Origin of the sequence: Streptomyces sp. AHU1 (assembly GCF_045343905.1) — a bacterium.
GTDB classification, from domain to species: domain Bacteria; phylum Actinomycetota; class Actinomycetes; order Streptomycetales; family Streptomycetaceae; genus Streptomyces; species Streptomyces triticiradicis.
On sequence record NZ_CP174283.1, the window covers coordinates 7,974,799 to 7,993,262 of the forward strand.

Annotated in this window: 14 protein-coding genes, 1 pseudogene and 1 riboswitch; of the genes and pseudogenes, 5 read left to right on the top strand and 10 right to left on the bottom strand. The window is 71.4% G+C overall.

Features of this window, described 5'->3' with window-relative positions; all coding sequences use genetic code 11:
- Positions 1–21: 21 nt before the first annotated feature.
- Positions 22–597 carry a histidine phosphatase family protein gene (locus ACICHK_RS35260; RefSeq protein WP_406840084.1) on the bottom strand — a complete coding sequence of 192 codons (576 nt, stop codon included), beginning with the start codon at positions 595–597 and terminating at the stop codon, positions 22–24.
- A 45-nt stretch (positions 598–642) separates the two neighbouring features.
- Positions 643–804: riboswitch (cobalamin riboswitch) on the top strand.
- A gap of 37 nt (positions 805–841) precedes the next feature.
- Between ACICHK_RS35260 and ACICHK_RS35265 the strand changes: the two genes are divergently transcribed.
- Both ACICHK_RS35265 and ACICHK_RS35270 read left to right on the top strand, forming a co-directional pair.
- On the top strand, positions 842–1,063 hold the full coding sequence (locus tag ACICHK_RS35265) for a CbtB-domain containing protein (RefSeq protein ID WP_103550006.1): 222 nt from the start codon (positions 842–844) through the stop codon (positions 1,061–1,063).
- A 251-nt stretch (positions 1,064–1,314) separates the two neighbouring features.
- Positions 1,315–2,505 carry an acyl-CoA dehydrogenase family protein gene (locus tag ACICHK_RS35270; protein WP_151468852.1) on the top strand — a complete coding sequence of 397 codons (1,191 nt, stop codon included), beginning with the start codon at positions 1,315–1,317 and terminating at the stop codon, positions 2,503–2,505.
- A gap of 355 nt (positions 2,506–2,860) precedes the next feature.
- On the opposite strand, the gene ACICHK_RS35275 is transcribed toward ACICHK_RS35270, so the two are convergent.
- Positions 2,861–4,024, bottom strand: coding sequence for a DNA gyrase subunit B (locus tag ACICHK_RS35275; protein WP_406840085.1), 1,164 nt, complete (start codon positions 4,022–4,024; stop codon positions 2,861–2,863).
- A gap of 363 nt (positions 4,025–4,387) precedes the next feature.
- Here ACICHK_RS35275 and ACICHK_RS35280 point away from each other — a divergent pair, with 363 nt between their 5' ends.
- Positions 4,388–5,524: an FAD-dependent oxidoreductase gene (locus tag ACICHK_RS35280; protein ID WP_406840086.1), complete on the top strand. Its 1,137-nt coding sequence runs from the start codon at positions 4,388–4,390 to the stop codon at positions 5,522–5,524.
- Positions 5,525–5,966: 442 nt separating this feature from the next.
- On the opposite strand, the gene ACICHK_RS35285 is transcribed toward ACICHK_RS35280, so the two are convergent.
- The 3 genes from ACICHK_RS35285 to ACICHK_RS35295 form a co-directional block, all read right to left on the bottom strand.
- A complete protein-coding gene (locus tag ACICHK_RS35285) occupies positions 5,967–8,141 on the bottom strand; it encodes an FUSC family protein (RefSeq protein WP_406840087.1) in 2,175 nt (724 codons plus the stop codon).
- Between the two features lie 309 nt (positions 8,142–8,450).
- Complete coding sequence (locus ACICHK_RS35290; protein WP_406840088.1) at positions 8,451–9,626, bottom strand: glutathione-independent formaldehyde dehydrogenase; 1,176 nt, start codon at positions 9,624–9,626, stop codon at positions 8,451–8,453.
- A gap of 294 nt (positions 9,627–9,920) precedes the next feature.
- Positions 9,921–11,042 (bottom strand): hypothetical protein, encoded by a 1,122-nt coding sequence (locus tag ACICHK_RS35295; protein WP_406840089.1) that lies wholly within the window; start codon positions 11,040–11,042, stop codon positions 9,921–9,923.
- 324 nt (positions 11,043–11,366) lie between these two features.
- Here ACICHK_RS35295 and uvrA point away from each other — a divergent pair, with 324 nt between their 5' ends.
- Positions 11,367–13,835 carry an excinuclease ABC subunit UvrA gene (uvrA, locus tag ACICHK_RS35300; protein ID WP_406840090.1) on the top strand — a complete coding sequence of 823 codons (2,469 nt, stop codon included), beginning with the start codon at positions 11,367–11,369 and terminating at the stop codon, positions 13,833–13,835.
- A gap of 42 nt (positions 13,836–13,877) precedes the next feature.
- Here uvrA and ACICHK_RS35305 read toward each other — a convergent pair whose 3' ends face one another.
- From ACICHK_RS35305 to ACICHK_RS35315, 3 genes are all read right to left on the bottom strand, one after another.
- Positions 13,878–14,012: a hypothetical protein gene (locus ACICHK_RS35305; protein ID WP_406840091.1), complete on the bottom strand. Its 135-nt coding sequence runs from the start codon at positions 14,010–14,012 to the stop codon at positions 13,878–13,880.
- Between the two features lie 157 nt (positions 14,013–14,169).
- Positions 14,170–14,736 (bottom strand): type 1 glutamine amidotransferase domain-containing protein, encoded by a 567-nt coding sequence (locus ACICHK_RS35310; protein WP_406840092.1) that lies wholly within the window; start codon positions 14,734–14,736, stop codon positions 14,170–14,172.
- Positions 14,737–15,048: 312 nt separating this feature from the next.
- Positions 15,049–15,498 (bottom strand): DUF1931 family protein, encoded by a 450-nt coding sequence (locus ACICHK_RS35315; RefSeq protein ID WP_406840093.1) that lies wholly within the window; start codon positions 15,496–15,498, stop codon positions 15,049–15,051.
- 302 nt (positions 15,499–15,800) lie between these two features.
- Between ACICHK_RS35315 and ACICHK_RS35320 the strand changes: the two are divergent.
- Positions 15,801–16,054, top strand: a pseudogene (locus tag ACICHK_RS35320) (transposase); the annotation flags it as partial.
- A gap of 61 nt (positions 16,055–16,115) precedes the next feature.
- Here the strand turns inward: ACICHK_RS35320 and ACICHK_RS35325 are convergent.
- Entirely contained in the window at positions 16,116–16,961 is an 846-nt protein-coding gene (locus ACICHK_RS35325) for an aldo/keto reductase (protein WP_406840094.1), read from the bottom strand.
- Positions 16,918–18,405: an MFS transporter gene (locus ACICHK_RS35330; protein WP_406841402.1), complete on the bottom strand. Its 1,488-nt coding sequence runs from the start codon at positions 18,403–18,405 to the stop codon at positions 16,918–16,920. Before ACICHK_RS35330 ends, ACICHK_RS35325 begins: the two co-directional genes overlap by 44 nt.
- Between the last annotated feature and the right edge of the window lie 59 nt (positions 18,406–18,464).

Genomic DNA, 18,464 nt, shown 5'->3' on the forward strand with positions numbered 1-18,464 from the left:
GCGCCGCCCGGAGCGGGCCGGTCAGACGAGCGGGCGTCCGGCGCGGACGTTCCAGCGCCCCGCGCGCCCGCTCAGCTCCGTGACGGTGAGCGGCGGCACGTCCACCCGCCAGAACGCCGACTCCGGTGCCCCCAGCGCCCGTACCACCAGGGCCCGTACGACCTCGGGCTCCACCACGGCGACGGTCCGTCCGCTGAACTCGGCCGCCGTGTCGAGGTGTTCCGCCACCCGGTCGCAGAACTCCCGCACCGACTCGCCGTCGTGCGGCGCCGACACCGGATCGGCGAGCCACCGCGCCACTGCCTCCGGCTCCTTCGCGCCCACCTCGGCGAGCGTCGCCCCGCGCCAGCGGCCCACGTCCAGAGGGGCCAACTCCGCCGTCTCGAGGCCGTCTTGAAGCCCGAGTGCCTCGGCGGTCTGCCGGCACCTCACGGTGGGGGAGACCCACAGCCGCCCGCCGGCCGGAACGGCACCCGCTTCGGCCGCCGTCCGGGCGGCTCGCAGGCCCGAGGCGTCCAGCGGACTCCCGTCGTCGAAGCGGGCCTCGCGCAGTGCCTCGCCGATCGCCGCTGAAACCAAGAACATCCGGGTGGTCATACCGTCATTCTCACAGTACGCCGGGGGCGTGCGCCCTTGGCCGGGGTGAGGCTTCGCGGTACGGTCGCGTGGATATTGACGACGGTTCGACGGAAGCCCGGTGGAATTCCGGCACGGTCGCGCCACTGTGAGCCCGGCGCACGCCACTCCGGCCAGGGGTGACGGACGCGGGTGAGTCAGACCCGTGGCCGTCGTCCCGTGCACCACCGAGATGGGACGCGAGTTCCCCAGGAGGTTCTGCCCCATGGCGCAGTCCGTCGTCCAGCCGACCGTCACGCCCACCGCCGTTCCCGCCAAGCTGCCGATCGGCGCGATCGTCCCCTGGGCGGCGTTCTTCGGTGTCCTGATGCTGGTCCTGCTCTACTTCGTCGGTGCCGAACAGGGCGCCACCTCCCTGGTCTCCGGCGAGAACGTCCACGAATGGGTCCACGACGCCCGACACCTGCTCGGCTTCCCCTGCCACTGACGGCCACGGGGGCGTACGAGCGACGGCATTCCGCGACGGCCGGGGGAACCCGGCCCGCACGAGGGGCGGTGCCCGGGTGACCGGACACCGCCCCTCGCGTGTGCGCGCACGCCCCTCGCGGCCGGCGGCCCGCCCGCACCCCTTGGCCCCGACGCGCGTCCAGGCGGCGCCCGTGTCATCGGCATTCCCAATTTCTGGAACACGTTCTACGGTGTGCGCCGTCAGGTCGGGCCCGGGAGGCAGGAGGCGCCGTGCATCTCGAATACACGCCGGAGCAGCAGCGGTTGCGGACCGAACTTCGTCTCTACTTCGCCGAGTTGGTGCCGGACAACGCCTACGCGCGCCACGGCGACCCGGCGGCGCAGAAGCGCTTCTACCGCGAGACGATCAGGCGGCTCGGCGCGGACGGCTGGCTCGGGGTCGGCTGGCCAGAGGAATACGGCGGGCGGGGCCTGACCCCGATGGAGCAGTTCATCTTCTTCGACGAGGCGGCTCAGGCCGGGGTGCCGCTGCCGCTGATGGCGCTCAACACCGTGGGGCCGACGATCATGCGGTTCGGTACGGAGGAGCAGAAGGCGTACTTCCTGCCGAAGATCCTCTCCGGCGAGATCGACTTCGCGATCGGCTACAGCGAGCCGGGCGCCGGGACCGACCTCGCCGCGCTCCGGACCAGGGCCGTACGGGAGGGCGACGAGGAGACCGGCCACTACACGGTCGACGGCCAGAAGATCTGGACGACCAACGGTGACACGGCCGACTGGGTGTGGCTCGCGGTCCGCACCGATCCGGACGCCCCGCCGCACAAGGGCATCACCATGCTCCTCGTGCCGACCTCCGACCCCGGCTATTCGTGCACCGTCATCAACACGCTCGCCTCGCACGACACCACCGCCAGCTACTACGAGAACATCAAGGTCCCCGCCACGCGCCGGGTCGGCGAGGAGAACAAGGGCTGGCGGCTGATCACCAACCAGCTCAACCACGAGCGCGTCACCCTCGCCGCGCACGGCACCATGGCCATCCGCGCCCTGCACGACGTCCAGCGCTGGGCGACGGAGACCAAGCTCGCCGATGGCCGCCGCGTCGTCGACCTCCCCTGGGTGCGCCGCCTCCTCGCCCGCACGCACACCAGGCTGGACGCCATGAAACTCCTCAACTGGCGCATGGTGAACGCCGTCCAGGAGGGCACGCTCACCCCGCAGGACGCCTCCGCCGTCAAGGTGTACGGCTCCGAGGCGCGCCGGGACGCGTACGCCTGGCTGATGGAGATCGTGGCGGCCCCCGGTGTCCTCAAGGAGGGCTCCGCCGGCGCCGTCCTGCACGGCGAACTCGAACGCGGCTACCGATCGGCCGTGATCTTCACCTTCGGCGGCGGCAACAACGAGATCCAGCGGGAGATCATCTCGTGGATCGGACTGGGGATGCCCCGGGTGCGGCGCTAGGCCCGTGTGACGAGGCTTTTCAGTCGGCACAAAAGCGGGACAGTCGGCACCGAACCGTCGGCACGGACTGGAGGGGAGTGTGACTCGGCACGCTGACTGTCGGGTCAGCACCGGATCTGTCGTCCACCTGCAGCCCCACTGAAGCGCGACGTCTCCCTCGGTCTCCGGGCTGCCTGGGTGCGCTACCTGGTCGAGTCCTTCGCTGCCGGTGCCCTGACCCGCGGTCGATCGGTCGAACAGTTCCTCGGCCCCTCGGACCCACTGGACGGTTTCGAGCCCAGAGTCGACCGTCGTGTGCTGCAGGCTGCCCTGCCGGCCCCGATTCCCGGGGGTCGGCAGGGCAGCCTGTTCCTGGTCAGTCCCGGCGGGCGCCCTGGATGATCCGGTCGATAACGGCTGCGGCCTGTTCCGGGTGTTCTCCCAGCCACCTGCCGAGGTGTTCCTGGACAGCCTGTTCGACGCAGGCGCGCACGGCGGCGTTACCCAGCCGGCCGCGCGTGGAGCCCTCGAACTCGGGATGGTCCAGCTTCACCGACACGACGGCTGTCAGACCGTCGCTGATCCGATCGGCGTCAAGGTCGGGATCCGTCGCAGTCAGCAGCCGCCGCTCCCGTGCGTATGCGGTGACTGCGGCCGCCACCCCGTCGCGGAAGCCGCGCTCGTGTGTGCCGCCGTCAGTGGGCCGGCTGTTGGCGAAGCTCCGGACCCGCTCGTCATGGGAGGCACGCCAACGCAGGGCCACCTCCACCGTCCCCGCCATCCGCGGTTCCTCCCGTTCGAAGCCGATGATGTGCGAATGAACGGGTTCCTCCTTCTGCTCGTCAAGGACGGCCACGAAGTCCCGCGCGCCGTCGGGGTACTGGAACCGCGCCGACCGCGCCTCGCCCGGTCGGCGCCGGTCGGTCAGAGAGATCTCCAAGCCCCGGTTCAGCAAAGCCAGTTCCCGGAAACGCTCGGCCAGCCCGTCGAACGAGTACTCCGCGGTTCCGAAGATGTCAGCGTCGGGCCAGAAGGTGATGGTGGTACCACTACCGGTCGACGTGCCCGCCTCGGTGAGCGGGGTGACGGCCACGCCGCGCGCGTACTCCTGAACCCAGCGGGCTCCCCCGCGCCGCACCTCGGCCGTCATCCGGCTCGACAGGGCATTGGCGACGAAGGGTCCCACCCCGCAGAAGCCGAGCGTCACATCGTGGCGGTCGCCGGGCCCCGGCCCGGTCTGCACGCGGGTCAGCAGGGCTTCGAGGCCGGAGATGCCCGTGTCCCCCGCTTCGTCGACGCGGACGCCCCGCCCATCGTCGGCGACACACACGCCGCTGTCGGATGTGAGAGCAATGTCGACGCAGCCGGCGTGGCCGGCCAGGACCTCGTTCACAGCCCGGTCGGCGACCTCGAACACCAGGTGGCGCAGGCCGCGTTCACCGGTCGAGCCGATGTACATCCCGGGCCGCTTCCGGATAGCTTCCCACCCCTCCAGCACCTGGATCCGGCTGGCGTCGTACTTGCCGACTTCCTCGCTCATGATGTCCCCTCCGATGCTGTCCGGCAGAACTCCTCAGCCTAGGCGGATCCCTGGAAAACACCAGGTCAGGCCATGTTTATCGAGTGCGCAGACGGGCGGGTGAGAGCCTGTCCGGAGACGGTCGATCCCGAGCGCGAACTGGCGCCGGATCGCCGCCACGGGCCCGGTGAAACCGCGTACGACACCGTTTTTTTGGCGGCCCCGAGGTCCCCCATTTCAATGATTTGCACGTCAGTCCGGAATTCCATGTCTGTCGGCTTCGCCGCCGCACTTTTCCGGTAGAAAGTTGCAGGTCACACCGGAAAACCTCGGGGCGTCCGGTTGCCCGGTCGGTCCGGATCGTTCGCCAAAGGATCGAGCATCGTGTCCTCTCGTCGAGTCGTCGTCATCGGTGGCGGGGTCATGGGCTCGTCCGCCGCGTGGCGGCTTGCTGCCCAGGGTGACCGCGTCACCCTGTTGGAGCGCTTCCCGCCCGGCCACGACCGGGGCAGCTCGCACGGCACCTCGCGGATCTTCCGGCTGGCCTACGCGGACCCCTTCTACGTCGGTCTCGCCGTGCGGTCTCTGCCGCTGTGGCGGCGGCTGGAGCAGGAGACGGGACGGCAGGTGCTCACCCTCACCGGAGCCGTCGACCACGGCCCGGCCGCCACGACCGAGGCACTGTACGAGACGCTGACCGTTGCCGGACGCCCCGCCGAGCGGCTGGCCCCGGAGGAGGTCGCCGAGCGCTGGCCGGGGCTGCGCGCCGACACCGGTGCGGTCTTCCACCCGGAGGCCGGACGCCTGCACGCCGACGAGGCGGTCACCGCCTTCCAGCAGGCGGCGCGGGCGCACGGCGCGGAGGTCCGGCACGGCGTCCGGGTGACCGGGCTGTCGGTGCTCGGCGACGCCGGGGTCCGGGTGGTCACCGGCACGGAGGAGGAACTGCGCTCCGATGCCGTCGTGGTCGCGGTCGGCGGCTGGGCGCCCGGAATGCTGGGCGGCGGTACCGCTCCGCCGGTCGGCGGCGTGCCGGTGCTGCGTGTCACCCAGGAGCAGCCCGCGCACTTCCCCGCGGCGGACGCGCTCGCCTGGCCCAGCTACATCCACCACCCGGGCGCCGCGCTGCCCATGGACGGCCTCACCGCGGACGGGGTGTACGGACTCGGCAGCACCGACGGCGTCAAGGCGGGCTTCCACGGCGTCGGCCCGGTCGTCGACCCCGACCGGCGCGACCGTACCCCGGACGCCGCGATCCTGCGGGAGCTGGCGGCGTACGCCGAGCGCTGGCTCCCCGGCGTGGACCACACCGCGCCCGAGGCCGTGACGTGCCTGTACACCACCACCCCCGACCATGACTTCGTCATCGACCGGCAGGGCCCGGTCACCGTGCTGGGAGGGTTCTCCGGGCACGGGTTCAAGTTCGCGTCGGTCATCGGCGAGCTGGCGGCCGCTCTGGTACGCGGAGAGCCCGGACCGAGCCGGTTCGCACTCGGACGCCCGCGTCCCACGAGCCACTGAGCCGTCCCGAGGAAGGGGCACCTCCCACCCATTCTCTCCAGCGCGGGCAGGAGGAACCGGCCACTTGTCCCGTCCCGTCCCGCCGCGCCCGCGCACCGAGGATCTGCCCTCGCCACGGTGTCCGGCCATGGGGCGGGGAGGTCGGACCATGGCCGCGCTGACGTCGATGTCCAAGGATCTTTCTGCATCGCGGGCCTTTGACAGGAGCGAGGCGTAGCGATCGAGGCGTTGTCGAAGAGCGCGCCGGGGTGTCAGAAGTTCCCCGCAGTGGATTCCTGCTCGGGCAACGGCGCAGTGCGCTTCAGGGCCGCCGTTTGCTCGCAGTGCCATGATCCGGGGACCGAGTGCGTGCTCTCCTTTCGTGACTTCGCACCGCACCAAGACACGGCGGGAAGGCTGCTTGCCGCTCCAGGAGGCGAGGCGCTCCCCGTGGCCGACTTCGTCACCCGCCCCGGTGCGCGGGTCCTGATCCGTCACCTTCCGCCGCCACGGCGGCCCGCACCCGCTGCTCCTCGCGAGCAGAGCCGACGTCCCGTTCCAGGGGTGTGCGGCTCACGGCTGTCGCGAGGTCTTCCAAGGCCCGTTTTTGCAGCTCCGCCTCGCGCCGCACGACCGAGCTCCCCTTGCCGGCGGCGTCCTCCCACGCGTGGAGCGCCTCCTCCACGCGTCCCCAGTCCGGATTCCTGTGCTCGCGCACGGCGACTGCCGCCTTCGCGGTGTCCGTCTCCAGGGCCTCCGCGAACCGCTCCGCCTCGGGGACGACACGGCTGTCGGCCCGCGGAACGTGGCTCTCCATGAGCATCGCCGCGCGGCCGAACCCCCTGAGCGCCTCCTGCGCATCCTGCGCCTCGCGCGATGTCAGCCCCCTGGGGCGGACCGGTTCCTGTCGTGCCCGGTCGTATGCCTCCTGCCAGGCGGCACGTGCCTCCCTGCTCGCCAGCAGTGCCCTGCGCATGTCGACGTGATGCTCCCGGGTCGGTTCGGCGTAGTCGCGGAGCACCGCGGCCGCGTAGCGGCCGTTGGCGGCGAGCCAGTCCGCGAGCCGACCCGGCAGCCGGGGTGTCTCCCATGCGGGGAACACCACGTACGCCAGCATCGCCAGGGCTCCGCCGAGCAGGGTGAGCACCACCCGCTCCGGGACCGTCTGCTCCCATGTCTGGCCGCCCATGCCGAGCAGGAAGACGACGTACGCGGCGGTGAAGCACTGGGAGTATGCGTAGCCGGTACGGATCAGCGTGTACGACAGGCCCGCCGAGACCACCGCCAGCGCGCCGAACACATGGGCGTCCGGTCCCAGGGCCCGCACCGTCCCGGTGGCGAGCGCGACCCCCGCCAGGGTCCCGGCGAGACGGGCCACCGCACGCGCGTACGTCCGGTGGAAGTCCGGCCGCATCACCATCACCGAGGCGATGGGCGCCCAGTAGCCGTGGCCCAGGGGCAGCCGGGCGGCGATCAGATAGCCGAGCGTGGCCACCGCGGCCAGGCGGACGGCGTGCCGGAACACGGGCGAGTCCCGGCGGAGTTCACGGCGGACCCCCCGGACGACGACCGGGACCAGCCGGAGCATTGTCGGGCGCACCAGGAACTGGGCGCCGACGAGGTCGGGCGGCGTGGGTGTGCTCCAGGGCTCGCAGCCGCTCCCGGCGATCTCCAACGCCTCGCCGAGCAGTTCCACGAGCCGCTCGGCGGCTTGCCGCGCGGGGCCCTGCAGCACCTCGTGCTCCTCGTCGACGCACAGGACGTCCGTGCTCTCGGGCCGCACCTCGGCGGGAGTGCCGCGGCGGATCGAACGGGCGGCCGCATCCAGGACGTCGGCGGCCGCGTCGAGCAACTCCCGCGCGCGGTCCCGTCCGGGTCCCTCCGCCGGGGCGCCCACGTCCGGGTCGGCGAGCGCCGCGACCACCGGCCGAATGCGCTCGGCGAGTCCCCGGGGCCCGTGCAGGACGGGGGGACGGGTGCGGGCCTGCGACGGCGTCACGGCGGCCGCGTCCCGGGCCGTCATCAACGGCTCCGGGTCGAACGGGGCGGTCGGGTCGTGCCGCAACCGGCGCGCGTAGTCCGCCACGGCGGCCAGGGCGTCGGCGAGCGCGTCACGATGCGCCCCCCAACGCCGGATCGGGAACAGCAGGATCAGCACGGCCTGCACCACGCCCCCGAGCGCGATGACCCCGGCGTGCTCCAGGGCTCGCCCGATGCCCGTGGGCAAGGTGATGGTCACCAGCATGCTGCCCACGGTCGTCGCTGCGACGATCCCAGTGGTCGATCCGACGGCCCACGCCATTCCCGCGGCAAAGGCCCATACGGCCAGCAACGGCAGGAACGTCACGAGTCGCCCCGCCGCCAGGTAGCCCACGAAGGTGCTGAGCGCCAGACCCGCGCCCGCGCCGAGCGCGATCACCTTGCGTGGACGCCAGGTGCGCTGGAAGGTGGCCCCACCCGCGGAGTAGGCGCCGAGGGCGGCGGACGCGGCATACGCGGGGGAGACCAGCCACAGCGCCGACCCGATGACGATCGCCATCCCAGCGGCCGTGCGCAGCGCGAGCAGGGGCTCCAGCCGCGTCTCCTCGATCGTGAGCGCGGATCGCACGACCTCCCCGAAGGCCCGCAGCCACGTCACGGGTGTCCGCCTGACCGGAATGCCCTGCCGGGTCGCGTCGGCCTGGTCGAGGTGTGGCAGCCGTCGGGCAAGGAAGCCTCCCACACGGGTCGCCGGCCGGCGGCCGCAGTCGCTGGACGGGGTGCTGCCACTGCGGACACTGCTGAGCGTCCGCAGTCCGTCCTCCGGGCCGGAGCGCGGGCAATCGTTGTTGGTTCAGGTCCGGCCGGAGCGCGGCGATCGCCCCCGACCCGGCCGGGGGACGGGCGGATCGCCACCCGTCCCCGGACCGTTCCAGGGGAAACAGGGGGCACGGCGGCCCCGGGTCCCTTACCGCTTGTGGCCGTTGCCGTGTCCGTCGGGATGCAGGACCACCTTGGTCCAGCCCTCGTCACGGGCGTCGAAGTGCTCGTAGGCGGTGGGGGCCTCGTCCAGGCTGAGTTCGTGGGAGACGACGAAGCTCGGCTTGGCCTTCCCGCCGGCGATCAGGTCCCGCAGCGCCCGGTTGTACCTCTTCACCGGGGCCTGCCCGGTCCCCATGCGCTGGCCCTTGAACCACATCATGCCGAAGTCGATCGGGACCTTGCCCTGAGCTTCCAGCTCCCCCTGGGCCTCCGCGCCGCCGGGGTCCTGGGGCAGGAACACGCCCACCACGCCGATGTCGCCCGTGAACCTGACCGAGTCGATCAGGCCGTTGAGCGTGAGGCTGGCGTCCTCGTGTCCCTCGGGGTCGTGTGCCTGGTAGCCGACGCATTCGCATCCGTTGTCGGCACCCAGACCGAGGGTGGCCTCCTTGACGACCTCCGCCGGGTTCTGCTCGGCGGTGTTGATCGGGATGGCCCCGATCTCCTCCGCCTTGCGCAGCCGGTCGGGCTGGTGGTCGGCCGTCCAGACGCGGCCGGCGCCCCTGAGGAGGGCGGAGTAGGTCGCCATCAGCCCGACGGGACCGGCACCGAAGACGATGGTCTGGTCGCCCGGCTTGACGTGGGCCATCTCGGTGGCGTGGTAGCCGGTGGGGAAGATGTCGGCGAGCATCACGTAGTCGGTCTGCCGATCGGCGGCGTCCTCGCCCAGACGCAGCGCGTTGAAGTCGCCGTAGGGCACGCGCAGCAGTTCCGCCTGGCCGCCCTGGTAGGGGCCCATGTCGGCGAATCCGTAGGCGGCTCCGGCGAGGGCCGGTTCCGGCTGCATGGTCAGGCAGTAGTTGGTCAGGCCCTGCTCGCACTGCTTGCAGAAGCCGCAGGCGATGTTGAAGGGCAGGACCACGTACTCGCCGACCTGGACCTTGCGCACGGCCGGGCCGACCTCCACGACCTGGCCCATGTTCTCGTGTCCCAGGGTGCGGCCGGACTCGAACGAGGTGCGGCCCTCGTACATGTGCAGGTCCGAACCGCAGATGTTGGTGGTGGTGATCTTGACGATGATGTCGCAGGGGTGCTCGATCTTCGCGTCCGGCACGTCCTTCACCGTGACCGTTCGCGGTCCTTCGTATACCGCTGCTCTCATGATGACTTCCCTCGATGTCGCGGCTGGCGGTTCTGGAGACGGCGCGAAGAGCCCGACTCTCGGAAGTGCTGCGACGGGGGCCGGGGCTCCGGCACGCCTCTACGGGCCGTTCACCTGGATCAGACGGAACGGCCATCTGCCGTCGGCCCGCCAGGCGGAGCTTCGCGTTCCGGCGGCGTTGCGTCCGGGTCCCCGTCGGCCCCGAGGTGAAACCACCACGCACCGACCGATCCGCGGAATCTCCGGACCCGGACGACCACCGACCGACGGCACATCTCCGACCGAGGTCACCCGCTAGTCCCTGTGGTCGTCCTGCAGCACGCTGAGACGCTCCTGTTCGCGCTTGGAGTAGGCGGCTGCCCGGATCGCCTCGTCGCTCTCCAGGCCCGATCCAAGGGCGCCGCCCACGGTGGCGACCGAAGCGACGAACCAGGACAACGTCCAGTACTCCGTGGCGTGCAGCGGCGTTCGTGTCGTGGAAGCGAACACCTGGCCGTTGAGGATGAACAGCGCCCACAGCAGGTTGATGACCACCAGACCCACGTAGCAGACGATCACCCCGATCCCCACGGTCACGACGGTCGAGGCGTTGTAGAGAGCCGCCCTCTTCCTCGCCTCCGGCGAGCTCTCCGGTGATCGATGCCACAGGTTCGCGTCCACGATCAGCCAGCCGATCATGATCGCGACAGACCCGACCATGGCGATCACCAGGCGCGGCGTGCTCAGGTAGGTGGCCAGGCTCCAGACGGTGGAGTTCACGGTGGCGACCGCTCCCGTGGCGAGCGCGGCCGCCAGGGCTTTGGACAAGCCCGGCACCAACCGCCACGGCCGGTTGGCGCGGACCATGCCGGCGAGCACCCTCAGGTAACCGCGCGGCCCACTGACGACGTACCGCAGATCGGCGATCTCCTCCTCACCGACCTGGCCCGGATGGATCGGCGCGAGACGATCGATGAAAGGCCCCCGCAGCGGCTGACTCCCCGGGGGCTCCCCGGCCCCCGTGGCCTGCGGGCCCGCCAGGCTGAGCACGGCTTCTTCCACGGCCTGCCGGGCCCTTGTCTGCAGCCGAAAGCCCCCCAGCGTGGGAAGGGACAGCAGAGCCAAGCCGTGTTCGTGACTCAGATCCACCACGAGCTTGAGCCCGTGCGAGTGCAGCGGAAGGTCGGTCAGGGCCACGACGACGTCCCAGTCCTCCTCACCTCCGCGGTCCATGATCCGGCGCATCAAGGTGGACAGGTCCTCGGTTCCCGCGGTGAAGGGCTCGCTGACCACCTCGACGTCGAACCGTCGCCCCGGACCCGACCTGTCGGCGAGCCGATCGGGAAGCATCCGGGCCATGCGCTGCGCGATCTCCGTCGGCGTATCCGGATCCGCCAGAAGAGCCACGACCGTAACGTCCTGTGACGACACCCGCATGACTCCTTCTCGTCGGCTGCACCGCGATCGCACGTGGCCACAGGATGCCCCCGAGGTAACGCCGACGCCGCGTGACACGCTGGCCCCTGCCAACAGGTGCAGGGGTACGGTCGGATCTCCTCGTACTCCCCGTGCAGGACCTGTTTCACCACCGGCGCACGGGGGTGTGCGCCACCGCGAACACCAGCTCCGCGCCACCCCGGCCGGCACCGCACGCCGTGCCACCGGACACCCCGCTTCGTGTCCTGCCCGGAAGTGCGCAGGCAGGGGCCCGGTGACGGCGCCCGTCGCGCGGTTCCCGGCGCGATCAGGTAACCAGGAACGGTGAACAAGGACGCGACCGACTCCTTCGTGCATGTCCGGGGCGCCGGTGAGAACAACCTGCGGAACGTCGATGTCGACGTTCCGCGGGACGCGATGGTCGCCTTCACCGGCGTCTCCGGTTCGGGCAAGTCCTCGCTCGCGTTCGGCACGCTCTACGCGGAGGCCCAGCGGCGCTACTTCGAGTCCGTGGCACCGTACGCCCGAAGGCTGTTGCAACAGGTCGGCGCACCGCACGTGCAGGAGATCACCGGACTGCCACCGGCCGTGGCCCTGCAGCAGCGACGCGGGTCGCCCAGCTCGCGCTCGACGGTCGGCACCATCACCACGCTGTCCAATCTGCTGCGCATGCTGTACTCCCGCGCCGGCACCTACCCGCCCGGGGCCGCACGGCTGGAGGCCGAGTCGTTCTCACCCAACACCGCGGCCGGCGCCTGCCCGGAGTGCCACGGACTGGGCGTCGTGCACGACGTCGCCGAGGAACTGCTCGTCCCGGACCCCTCGCTGAGCATCCGCGAGGGGGCGATCGCCGCCTGGCCGGGCGCCTGGCAGGGCGCCAACCTGCGCAGCGTCGTGAGCAACCTGGGGATCGACATCGACCGACCGTGGCGCCGGCTCAGGAAGAAGGACCGGGACTGGCTGCTGTACACGGACGAACAACCCTCCGTGTACATCGAGCCGGAGGAGGACCGCGTCGACTACGGCTACCAGGGCAAGTTCTGGAGCGCCCGCAAGCACGTCATGCACGTCCTCGCCGACTCCAAGAGCGAGAAGATGCGCGAACGGGCGCTCCGGTTCGTCAGGAGTGTGCTCTGCCCCGAGTGTCACGGGAGCGGACTGCGGCCCGAGGCGCTCGCCGTGACCTTCGCCGGACGTTCCATCGCCGAGGTCAACGCGATGCCGCTCACCGAGGTCGTGGCGCTGCTGCGGCCCGTCGCGGGGCGGTCCGAGGCCGACGCCACCACGTCGACCGCCCGATCCGGGGAGACGACCGAGGTCGCGGTCCGCATCTGCGGCGATCTGGTCGCGCGGATCGACGTACTGCTCGACCTGGGCCTCGGATATCTCGGCCTCGGGCGCCGCTCGACGACCCTGTCGCCGGGTGAGGCGCAGCGCCTGCGGATCGCCACCCAACTGCGCTCGGGGCTGTTCGGCGTCGTCTACGTCCTGGACGAACCCTCCGCGGGCCTGCACCCGGCCGACGCGGAACCGCTGCTGGACGTGCTGGACCGCCTCAAGGCGGCGGGCAACTCGCTGTTCGTCGTGGAGCACGACATGGACGTCGTACGGCGGGCGGACTGGGTGGTCGACATCGGCCCCGGTGCGGGCGAGGGCGGCGGACGCGTGCTGTACAGCGGGCCCGTCGCCGGTCTGGAGCAGGTGGGGGAGTCGGCCACGGGCCAGTACCTGTTCGGGCGCGCCCAGCCGGTCGACCACCGTCCGCGCACCCCGCAGGGCTGGCTGCACCTGCGCGGCGTCTCCCGCCACAACCTGCGCGACGTCTCCGTCGACGTACCGCTGTGCGTACTGACGGCGGTGACGGGCGTGTCCGGTTCCGGAAAGTCGACGCTGGTGACGCAGGTGCTCGCCGAGGTCGTCCGCGGCCACCTCGGACTCGTACCCGAGGAGCCCGACGAGGCGCAGTTGGAGGTCGACGTCCAGGACGCGTCGGGGGTCGAGTCGTTCGACCGGCTGGTCCGGGTCGACCAACGGCCCATCGGCCGAACCCCCCGGTCCAACCTGGCCACGTACACCGGGATGTTCGACGCGGTGCGCAAGCTGTACGCGGCGACGGACGAAGCCAGGGCGCGCGGCTACTCGGCCGGGCGGTTCTCCTTCAACGTGCCCGAAGGGCGGTGCGAGACCTGCCAGGGCGAAGGATTCGTCGCGGTGGAACTGCTGTTCCTGCCCGGCACCTACGCGCCGTGCCCGACCTGCGAAGGCGCCCGGTACAACGCCGAAACGCTGGAAGTCACCTACCGGGGCAAGAACATCGCGGAAGTACTGGCGCTGTCCGTCGACGCCGCCGCCGAGTTCCTGTCCGCCGTCCCGGCCGCCTCCCGCAGTCTGGAGACGTTGCGCGAGGTGGGACTGGGGTACCTGCGGCTGGGCCAGCCCGCGACCGAACTCAGCGGCGGTGAGGCGCAACGCATCAAACTGGCCACCGAACTGCAGCGAGCCCGCCGCGGGCACGCGCTCTACCTGCTCGACGAGCCGACGGCGGGGCTGCACCCCTCGGACATCGCGCTGCTGCTGCGACAGCTGCACCGGCTCGTCGACGCAGGCAACACGGTCGTCCTCGTCGAGCACGACCTGGACACGATCGCCACCGCCGACTGGGTCATCGACCTCGGCCCGGGCGGCGGCGACGCGGGCGGGCGGGTGGTCGCGGCGGGTCCGCCGGCCAAGGTGGCGAGGGCCCGCCGCAGCGCCACGGCCCCCTATCTCGCGGCCCGGCTCGCGCGCTCCTGACGACAGCGCGAGGAGCTGAGCACCGGTCAGCCGGGTTCGGGGTCAGCCGGGTTCGGGGCGCGGGGTCGCGCGCGTCGCCATGCCGCGTTCCGGCTTGTGGCGGAAACGGCCCTCGAGGTGTCCCGCCGGGGCCCGTTCCACGATGAGTTCGGCGACGTGGCGCACCTTGATGTGCACTTGATGTGCACTTGGGCGTGCCGGCGTTCGACGGCTGCGCGATGCCACGGACGGCAGCCGTACGGAGGCGACCGCCCAGGCTGACCGGCCCGTGGGGTGGAGAGCGGGCCCAGCGGGCCCACCTGCGCCGTGCACCGCCTGCGACCAGGCCGCCGGGTCAGCCGGGCATGGGGTGGTGTGCCCGGGCGAACTGCTCCACGACGGCGGCGCAGAAAGCGGGCAGGTCGGCCGGGCCGCGGCTGGTGACCAGCTGCCCGTCGACGACCACCTCCTGGTCGGCGACGACCTCCGCGCCGGCGTTGCGAAGGTCGGTGCGGATGCTTGGCCAGGACGTCAGGCGGCGGCCGCGCACGGCGTCGGCCTCCACCAAGGTCCACGGGCCGTGGCAGATCGACGCGACCGGTTTCCCGCTGGCCATGAAGTCCTTGACGAACTGCACCGCGTCGCGGTCCATGCGTAGCTGGTCGGGGTTCATGGTGCCGCCGGGCAGGAGCAGGGCGTGGTAGTCGTCGACGGAGGCGTCGGCGACCAGGCGATCCACCGGGAAGGTTCCGGCCGGGTTGAGGTCGAACTGGCGGGCCTGGATCTCGCCGTGGTGGAGCGAGACGATCTCGGTCTTCGCCCCCGCACCCTGCAGCGCACCGCGCGGTTGATCGAGTTCCACGCGCTCGACGCCGTCGGTGGCCAGAATCCCCACCCGCATCCCCCGGAGTTCCTGTGTCATGGCACGGCTCCCTTCACGAGTCGCTGGTTGTGGGACGCGAGCGGTTGGGACACCCGGCAGGGCCTGTCCGCATCCCTTTCCGGGCCGGACCGCAAGGCCCGAAGGTGCCCCGAGCGCATGTCTGCGCGCGGTCGGCAAAAGCTGCCGTCCGAGTGGGGACGGCCTTCGTCCGGCCGTCGTCGCGGGCGCCGACATACTGGTGCCGTGTATCCGTCTACCGCCTTGTCGCGTACGAGTTCGTGGGAGACGATCCGGAGCGCTCGGCCTTCCGGGGCTGAGACGGGTCCGGCGACACGCACCGGAGCGCGAGTGCTACAGCAGCCGGTCGAACGCCGCGGTCACGCCTTCCCAGTGGCTGGTCTGCGGGTTCTTGACATCCGGATACATGATTTTGAACGTCTCGGCCAGGGCGACGCCGAGACCGCCGATGATCTCGGGGTAGCGCTCTTCGGTCTCCTCGGTGGGTGTCCTGTCGAGGGGAGGGTGTGCGGCGAGCTGTTCCAGGATCGGCTTCAGCTCGACCTCCTCGTCGAGCTGCCAGAACCGGTGGATGCTCTCCTGGAGGCCCTTGGTGATCGGTAGGTCCCACGGTTCGACGGTGTCCCTGCCGTTGGCCTTGGCCGACGCCTGGCCGACGACCAGAAGGTCGTAGAGCTTGGCGTCGACGAAATCGCCGTACCGCTTCAGGTCGTTCTTGTCCACGTCGAGGCTTGCGGCGGCGCGGAAGAACCTCTCGAACTTCGACACACCCGTCACGGTCATGCCTCTCGCCTCCTCACCGGGAACGGACGGCGCCGTTCGTTTTCGCCCGCGCCGTCATCGGCTGTTACCCGGTCGAGATTCGCAGAGCCCCCTGCTGAGCGCCTCCGCACTCCAGGCCGAAAAACGGCGCCCCCTCCTCCCCTGGCAGAGCAGCATGAAGCGCCCGGACATCCGCTCCCCGCATGAACGGGCAAGGTATGGCACGGCCTCTTGGGTTCCGAAGCTCGAGGACGGCCGACGGTGCCCTGCGGACGTGAGCGTGCGGACCTGGTGCGCCCGGGGCCCGGGCGCGTAGGGTCTCCCACGCGCTCATGTCCGCGGAGGCCGACACCCGCCGCAATGCCGAATACGGGCAGGTCAACGAAGAACGCGCCAACCACCGCAACGGCTATCGCCCGCCGAGTGGGACACGAGGGCCGGGACGATCGAACCGGCCATCCCCAAGCCGCTCCAGGGCAGTTGCTTCCCGCACCGGCTGCCGGAGAGATGCCGACGGGGCGAACAGGCCCTCATCTCGGTGGTCGCCACCGCCTGCCTGCTCGGCGTCGGCACACGCGACGGTGCGCGCGGCGACCCCTCGTTCCGCGACGAGCGGGGCGCGCCCCCTGGCAACTCCTTCAGAGCATCTCCAGGGGCGTGGGCCCGTCGGGCAGCGGGAACGCCTCGTCGAGGGCGTCGAGCGCCTCGGCGGGAAGGTGGAGGTCCACCGCGCCGTGGTTCTCCCGGACGTGGTCGGGTGATCCGGAACGCGGGATCCCGGCCACCCCCTGTTCCAGCACCCAGGCGAGTGCCACCTGGGTCGGCGTGGCTCCGAGGTCCCGGGCCACGGCATCCAGTGCCTCGACCCTCAGGAGCCGCCCCTGCTCGATCGGGGAGTAGGCCATGACCGTCACCCCGGCCTCGCGGCACCAGGGGAGAAGATCCCACTCGATGCCGCGCCGGGAGAGGTTGTACAGCACCTGGTCGACGGCCGCGGCGTCGCCACCGGGGAGGGTGGTCAGCTCGGCCATGCCGGCGACGTCCAGATTGCTCACGCCCCAGTAACGGATCTTCTCCGCCTCCATCAGGTCGGTGAATCCCGCAAGGGTCTCCTCGAGTGGCCACCGTCCCCGCCAGTGCAGCAGGTACAGGTCCAGCCGTTCCGTACGGAGCCGCCGCAGGCTGCCCTCGCAGGCGGCGACGGTGCCCTTCCGGTCGGCGTGGCCGGGCAGCACCTTGCTGACGAGGAAGACCTCCTCCCGGCGTCCCCGGAGGGCCTCCCCGACGAGCTCCTCGGCTGCGCCGTCGCCGTACATCTCCGCCGTGTCGACGACGGTCATGCCCATGTCCACGCCCAACCGCAGCGCGGCGATCTCCTGTTCACGCCGGGCCGGGTCCTCGCCCAGGTACCAGGTGCCCTGCCCGAGCGCCGCGATCTCCTCACCGGAGGGGAGCGCGATCGTTCTGGCCGATTCCGCAGTCATCTCGGGCCTCCCGTCCGCCGCGGATCCGTGTCACGCGCACCCGCACCGGGTGCCCAGGTCGGCACCTCCCAGACAACCGGTGCCGGATACGCCGCAGGGAGGTCAGGAGGGGCGAGCGGATTGCGCCGAGAGCCCGCCGGGACCGGTTGCGCGATCCCGCAACGCGACGGCCACCGACACGACGGCGCCGCAGGAGAGGACCGTCGCGAAACCGATCATCGCGGTCTGCACGGCGAAAGTGCCGCAGGGCGATGCCGAACAGGACGGAGGGCAGGCCCATGCCCAGGTACGCGACGACGAAGAACACGGCGAGGACCCCCGCGCGTGAGGCGGGCTCGGCCACCGAACCGGCACGTTCGACCCCTCCCTTGAACAGCAGCCCGGAGCCGGCTCCCGACAGGGACACGGCGACCAGGTAGAGCCAGAGCGCCGGGTGGTGGAGGGCGACGGCGCACAGGACCAGCCCGACCGGAAAGACCACTGCTCCCACAGTCAGGAGCCGGGGCAGTGGGAGGCGGCCCAGCACCAGTTGGGCGGCCGCCGCGGAACCGAACATCAGGAAGGCCGCCAGGCCGACCACGAGATGCGAGTCGGTGTGCAGGGTGCCGTGGAGCACGCTCGCCCCGAGGGAGGAGATCAGGCCGAGGATCGCGAAGGCGAAGGCGCCCAGCGCGCCGGCCGCGCCGAACGCCCGCCGGCCGCCGGGGCGCAGGACGAACCTGCTGGGCGGTCGGGCGGCGGGCAACTCCAGGTCCACGGTCTCCGGGGTGCACAGCACCAGCGCCAGGCACACCGCCATGGCGAGCGTGAAGATCGCCTGGGCGGTGATCAGGGGCATGGGAAGCCACTCGGCGGCGGCTCCGGCGACCAGGGGCCCTGAGGCCAGGCCGCCGAGGTTGGCGGCGGTGGCCACGATGCCGGGCAGCACCGAACCCGTCCGTTCCGGACGGACCTCGTGGTGGAGGTCGTGCAGGTACGTCGTCGCGGTCGAGGCCATCAGCCCCAGTCCGACACCGTTCAGGATCCTGCCCGCGATCAGCCCCGGCAGGTCCCGCCACACGATCAGTACGACCGACGCGACGATGCCGACCAGCAGCGCCGGGACGATGATGCGCCGCCGGCCGAGCCGGTCCGACAGGTGCCCCAGCCCCAGGAAGGCGGCCGCCGCGCCCACGACCATCGAGGCGTACGCGACCGTGACCGTGGTCGCGCCGAAGTGGTCCCGGGCCTCGTACAGCGGCCACAGCGGGGTCGGCGCGGTGCCGAAGGCCATCAGCACGGTGAAGGCCACCGCCACGAACCAGAAGCCGGTCGTGTGCGAGGCACGGCGCCGGGCGGGGGCGCGGGGCGGCAGGTCGGCGGGAGCGGGCGGTGGGATCCGGTGGGGCGGGTCGTCGGGGGCGTCGGCTGTGGAACGGCCCAGCGGCGTCGGAACGGCAGGCAGGGGTACCCCTCCTCGGGCGGAAGCAGATGGTGCTTTCCATCCTCCTCACCAGCCAGAAT

What these genes read in the sequence shown, in the direction of transcription:
- ACICHK_RS35275 (WP_406840085.1), bottom strand. Translation starts at nt 4,024, where the DNA reads ATGAGCGAGGAAGTCGGCAAGTACGACGCCAGCCGGATCCAGGTGCTG.
- ACICHK_RS35325 (WP_406840094.1), bottom strand. Translation starts at nt 16,961, where the DNA reads ATGACTGCGGAATCGGCCAGAACGATCGCGCTCCCCTCCGGTGAGGAG.
- ACICHK_RS35265 (WP_103550006.1), top strand. Translation starts at nt 842, where the DNA reads ATGGCGCAGTCCGTCGTCCAGCCGACCGTCACGCCCACCGCCGTTCCC.
- ACICHK_RS35315 (WP_406840093.1), bottom strand. Translation starts at nt 15,498, where the DNA reads ATGACCGTGACGGGTGTGTCGAAGTTCGAGAGGTTCTTCCGCGCCGCC.
- ACICHK_RS35295 (WP_406840089.1), bottom strand. Translation starts at nt 11,042, where the DNA reads ATGCGGGTGTCGTCACAGGACGTTACGGTCGTGGCTCTTCTGGCGGAT.
- ACICHK_RS35260 (WP_406840084.1), bottom strand. Translation starts at nt 597, where the DNA reads ATGACCACCCGGATGTTCTTGGTTTCAGCGGCGATCGGCGAGGCACTG.
- ACICHK_RS35310 (WP_406840092.1), bottom strand. Translation starts at nt 14,736, where the DNA reads ATGACACAGGAACTCCGGGGGATGCGGGTGGGGATTCTGGCCACCGAC.
- ACICHK_RS35290 (WP_406840088.1), bottom strand. Translation starts at nt 9,626, where the DNA reads ATGAGAGCAGCGGTATACGAAGGACCGCGAACGGTCACGGTGAAGGAC.